The sequence below is a fragment of the Jeotgalicoccus sp. S0W5 genome (assembly GCF_011634875.1).
Lineage (GTDB): Bacteria > Bacillota > Bacilli > Staphylococcales > Salinicoccaceae > Jeotgalicoccus > Jeotgalicoccus marinus.
In genome coordinates this window covers 720181-725247 of sequence record NZ_SIRQ01000003.1, presented here as the reverse complement: position 1 = coordinate 725247, position 5067 = coordinate 720181, and the positions used below count along the sequence as shown (strand labels likewise).

At 34.7% G+C, this 5067-nt stretch carries 6 protein-coding genes and 2 tRNA genes; 5 read left to right on the top strand and 3 right to left on the bottom strand.

Annotated features, from left to right (window positions below; genetic code table 11):
- Positions 1 to 274: 274 nt before the first annotated feature.
- Together EYB29_RS06015 and EYB29_RS06010 are read left to right on the top strand one after the other, a co-directional pair.
- Positions 275 to 535, top strand: coding sequence for a hypothetical protein (locus tag EYB29_RS06015; RefSeq protein WP_026866640.1), 261 nt, complete (start codon positions 275 to 277; stop codon positions 533 to 535).
- Positions 536 to 643: 108 nt separating this feature from the next.
- Complete coding sequence (locus EYB29_RS06010; protein ID WP_035856135.1) at positions 644 to 1363, top strand: deoxynucleoside kinase; 720 nt, start codon at positions 644 to 646, stop codon at positions 1361 to 1363.
- A 33-nt stretch (positions 1364 to 1396) separates the two neighbouring features.
- On the opposite strand, the gene EYB29_RS06005 is transcribed toward EYB29_RS06010, so the two are convergent.
- Together EYB29_RS06005 and EYB29_RS06000 are read right to left on the bottom strand one after the other, a co-directional pair.
- Positions 1397 to 2440, bottom strand: a complete 1044-nt coding sequence (locus EYB29_RS06005) for a C45 family autoproteolytic acyltransferase/hydrolase (protein ID WP_026866642.1) — start codon at positions 2438 to 2440, stop codon at positions 1397 to 1399.
- Between the two features lie 267 nt (positions 2441 to 2707).
- Positions 2708 to 3571 (bottom strand): VOC family protein, encoded by an 864-nt coding sequence (locus EYB29_RS06000; protein ID WP_026866643.1) that lies wholly within the window; start codon positions 3569 to 3571, stop codon positions 2708 to 2710.
- Between the two features lie 129 nt (positions 3572 to 3700).
- Here EYB29_RS06000 and EYB29_RS05995 point away from each other — a divergent pair, with 129 nt between their 5' ends.
- Positions 3701 to 4030, top strand: a complete 330-nt coding sequence (locus EYB29_RS05995) for a winged helix-turn-helix transcriptional regulator (RefSeq protein ID WP_035856138.1) — start codon at positions 3701 to 3703, stop codon at positions 4028 to 4030.
- A 59-nt stretch (positions 4031 to 4089) separates the two neighbouring features.
- Here the strand turns inward: EYB29_RS05995 and EYB29_RS05990 are convergent, their stop codons facing one another.
- Positions 4090 to 4659 carry a thermonuclease family protein gene (locus tag EYB29_RS05990; RefSeq protein WP_051220489.1) on the bottom strand — a complete coding sequence of 190 codons (570 nt, stop codon included), beginning with the start codon at positions 4657 to 4659 and terminating at the stop codon, positions 4090 to 4092.
- A 211-nt stretch (positions 4660 to 4870) separates the two neighbouring features.
- Between EYB29_RS05990 and EYB29_RS05985 the strand changes: the two genes are divergently transcribed.
- Together EYB29_RS05985 and EYB29_RS05980 are read left to right on the top strand one after the other, a co-directional pair.
- A tRNA-Met gene (locus EYB29_RS05985) sits at positions 4871 to 4942 on the top strand.
- A 23-nt stretch (positions 4943 to 4965) separates the two neighbouring features.
- Positions 4966 to 5041: transfer RNA gene (locus tag EYB29_RS05980), tRNA-Asp, on the top strand.
- Positions 5042 to 5067: the final 26 nt, after the last annotated feature.

Below are 5067 nucleotides of genomic sequence, written 5' to 3'. Positions count from 1 at the left end.
GTCAATGAATGCATGAAAGCCTTGATATACATGACTTGTGAACTCCCTCCATCTCCGTTCTTAAAGCTTAACCAATTATGGTTAAGCTTTTTTTGATTCAATATATTTTACTAGTCATAAGCTATTTATACTGATTAATTTTTCTTATTTTTGTATAAAACTATCACTTTATTAATAGTGGACAAAATTTAACATTATAATGATTGGAACATTTTGTAATTTCTAATATTAATATTTATAAATCACTGTATAATCATTACAGGGGTGAGATTAGATGGAGAAAATCAAAAAAACTATAGAGTCAGAATCTTGGGTAATCACAGATGTGGATCAAGAGACAATCAGTTTTTATACAGATCGGTGGTCATATACTGTATTTAAACGTCCACTTTTTGGCTTTAGGATGACCATCTCATCAATAGATAGTAGCAAAATGGACGACTACATATTCAAAACAGAATCTGAACTCATTCAATTTATTAAAAAAAATAAACAGAAATGGGAGACACAAGTCTCTGGATTCAAATCTAAATAACTTCGATAATGTCGAAGTTATTTTATTTGTGAAGTTTTATCACATATTTACCCAGTGAAATGTTATTATAGTAAGGGTTTATTAAAAAAATATAACTTGGTGAATATAATGAGTATTAATAGTAAAGGTGATGGTTACTTGATTACATTAGCAGGGACAATAGGTGCTGGTAAGACAGAATGGGGCAAGGTTATTGCCAAACATTTCGGAGTAGATTTATTAGAAGAGAAGGTAGATGGCAATCCATTCTTGGCCAAGTATTATGATGATCCGGAGAGATATAGTTTCCATTTACAAGTCTTTTTCTTAAATCATCGTTTTAAGGCGATTAAGAGTGCTATGGCACATCCAAATTCTGTATTAGATCGATCTATTTATGAAGATGCAATGATTTTTGCGCGATTGCAGTTTGAAAATGGATCTATGGATAAGGATGAGTACGACACTTATCTAGAGTTACATGAGAATATGATGGAAGAATTGCATGATTTATATAAACAGCAAGTTTTATATAAAAAATCACCTGATTTAATGGTGCTCGTACATGGTTCTTTTGATGAAGTAATGAGACGTATTAGACGACGTGGTCGTTATTATGAGCAAATCGAAGGGAACCCAGGCTTACTGAAGTACTATGAAGACTTATATAATATGTATGAAAAGCAATTCTTAAGCGAGTATGAAGATAAAGAAATTTCTCCAGTTTATACAATTGATATTGATAAGATGGATATCTACGAACCAGAACATGTAAAAGAAGTGTTAGCAGGTATTGAAGAAACATTGAAAAATAATAGAGGGTTCGTTCATCCTGAAGAGCTAGAATAAAAAAAATGACAGGTGCCAATATTTTGGTACCTGTCATTTCATGTTTACGAACAGTTTATCAGAGTTAATATGTCCTTTTAATTTACTTACATTCACATTCTCACCACTGATCCATTTATTAAAGTCAAAGATAACTGGCTTTCTATCTGTACCTAAGGAGAAAAGGCTAGTTAAAGTTTTAGGGAAGTACATGGATGTGTGCAAGGTACCTGCTGATGCATCATATTTATGAGAGGCAATACCGTGTTTCATTTGATTCATAATCTGAAAAGCATCATAAGGTTTTGGCTGACCGCTTTGGTAATTGATAATATTTTGTTCACGTTCTCTAGTTTCTTCTTGTCTGTAGCGATTTTCTTCATTGAGAACATGGAAGTGATTCGTACATACATTAGATTGTCTATGGATGACTTTTCTTGGTGAAGCTTCTATTACATAAGGGATACCTGCTTGATCTTGTACCACATAAGAAAATGAATGACGGTGAGGAACCTCCTTGAGTAAATCGATTGCATCATCGACGGTTTTACACGTCTCTAAGACAAGTCTTGAGATCATGCTACATAAGAAACCATCCGAACTCTTCTTAGTATGAGTAAAGTTATAACCGATAGTTAAGCCTTTCTCATTCATCCCATCAATACGGCCTGCGATTTGCATTGAAGGACCAATCGTTGCTAAACCACGATCTGTTGGTTGATAAAAAACGTAACGACCTTCATAGCCTCTCGGATGACTATCGTAATTTCTAATGAGAAAATCCTCATCTGCAAATATAGAACAGCCGCTCACGACTAACTCCAAATAGTAGCCGCCAAATTGTTGTAAGGCAGTTTTAGTGTCTAAGTCTAAGGCATCTCTTAAGCCGTATATTTCTTCAACGATTTGTGGAGCAATTTTGTTAAGGAAATCAATTGATAATGATTCATCAGTTATAAAGTGTCTGTGCATGCGTGGTTTCCACTGTTTCTGTCTGTTCTTTAAAATAGGAGAGTCCTTTAATTTTTCACCTTGATAGCGGCCAAAATCATAATGACTGCCTCTAAACTGAACGACATCGCTGTAATATGAGTTCATGACCACACTCCTTGTTTAATAATAGTAGACATATTATAAACTGTTTTAGAAGTATCTGGAAATTATCTGCTTATAGACAAAGAGAAGCCGTACTCTGGGTCTGAGTACGGCTTCATATAATGTGCGAATATAGATTAAAGTAGCTGAAAATGATTTTTATAGAATTAATAAGAGGGGGCCTATTAATATTTAATTGATAATCATTTTCAATTACTAATATACAATTTAATTGAGAATGAGTCAACGGTAATTGAGAAAGTCTTTCAATTAACTATGACTATTTTGTGTCACAAGATGTACATGTGTCCCTGATGGATCAACAGCATCGACAAATGAATCATTAACTTCAACTTGATAACCAAGTTTTGTTAATCTTGATACTGCAGAATCTAGAACGTCTTGTGATGGGTATACTAAATCAAAATAATCGAGGCCAACTGTACCTTTTTCACTAGCAGGTGCACCCACGCCATTCCAAACATTAATTGCAATATGGTGATGATAATTTTCACTAGACATAAACAGAGCCTGTCCACCAAAACGTAGAGCAACATTTAAGCCGAGCCCTTCAGTATAGAACTCTTCACCTTTTACTAGGTTTCCAACATGTAAGTGAACATGTCCCATTATAGTACCTTCAGGTAATCCTTTAAAGTCATTTGGGTTAGGCTGATTCTTAAGTAAGTCTTCAGCGTTTAAACGGTCAGTAACCATATGCACTTGACCGTCGTTCCAAATCCATTGATCAGGATCTCTATCAATATAGATTTCAATGCCATTACCATCGATATCTTCTAAATACAATGCCTCACTAACGTGGTGATCAGCAGAACCAAGTGGCACACGTTTTGATGCTAAATGCATAGTGATTAGTGCTAAGTCTTCTCTCTTTGGTAAGAGTAGTGCAAAGTGATATAAACCGCTTGTACGGTGATTAGGACGGTCGCTTTCTGCAAGATTAATTCTTAATAGTGTGTGTTTCCCATCTACTGTGAAATCGACTGATGTCTCAGTTTTAGATAACACTTTAAAACCAATTATATTTGTATAAAAATCAGTTGATTTTTCTAAATCTTTTACATTTAATGAGACAGTGTTTGTATAAATTGCATTATTTTTATGAAATTCCATAACTATTCCTCCATTTACTAACCTTATGTAACCAAGTATACAATTATAATTACGTAATAGCAAGTAATATATTTTACTTTTATTAGGTGGTGATTTGTGCTATTATATATTGAAAGAGGAGTGATATGTATGGCTCAACACGAAATGTGTCCCCGTTTTGAAAAAGCGGTCAATATATTAAGCCAACGATGGACTGCACTATTAATCTATCAGATGATGGACGGAAACTCTCGATTTGGTGAAATTCAGTCTGCAACTGGCGTAAGTGGTAAGGTTTTATCAGATCGTTTGAAGAGTATGGAACAAGAAGGACTTATTACACGTGAGGTAATTCCAGAGACACCTGTTGTTATTAAATACTCATTAACAGAAAAAGGGAAGTCTTTAGAACCGGTACTTAAAGACATTGAAGACTGGTCTCAAAACTGGATTGAACATCCAGATAAACAAGAAGCATAAGTGAAAAACACCACATATCCTCTTTAATGACATAGTGTCATAGGATATGTGGTGTTTTATTATTCAGACCAAACGCCAACTTGATTTTGTTTCGCTTCTTCCTCAGCATCACGTAATATGTCTTCATATTTATCATTAGGAGGGTGAACGTAATCGACAGTGGCTAAGCCTTCACGTACAAGCGTTTCATTAACCATTTCACCATCAGCATAGACATATGCAAGGTAGCGGTCGTATTGATCAGTTTTTTCTTCATCGAACTCAACTGTAATTTCTTGAGCGTTATCTAAGAGTTCTTGTGTTCGTTCAAATGCTTCTTGTGCATAAGGATCATCTTCATCACCATCTCTACCGATTTCAGGTGTATTGATAATTAGATATCTAAAATTATGGGTGTCACCTTGATAGTTAAATCGTGTCGTATCACCATCAATATGTTGGTCCACAGTAACTACATTATCTGAAGAAGTTTCGGCAGATGAATTTTCGTCGTCATTACCTGCGAAATTATCGTTATAGACCGTAACACCAATAAAGAGTAGTAGGATGACTATCATTCCAGGAATACCAAGTTTTTTAAGATGTCTAGGTCTAATTAATTTGTTATTTGGTTTGTTTTTGTTAGCCATGAGAACTTCCTTTCCGTATACTTATAGTTTAATCTTATAATTCTTTAATACTGAAAACAATTGTTTATCTCATTAGAGATTTTATATATAAACCTATGATAGTAAAGAAAGTGTAAATTTGATATAAGAAAAGTGTTAAAAACACTTGAATTGTAATGTGGAAACAAGTATTATAGGTAACAGACATTAAATATATGTTAAATAATATTATCGCGGGATGGAGCAGTGGTAGCTCGTCGGGCTCATAACCCGGAGGTCGTAGGTTCGAATCCTTCTCCCGCAATTTTCTTATGCTTTACATAAGCGGGTCCCGTGGTGTAGCGGTTAACATGCCTGCCTGTCACGCAGGAGATCGCGGGTTCGAGTCCCGTCGGGACCGCCATTATTATTTATCATAAAGTATGGTTT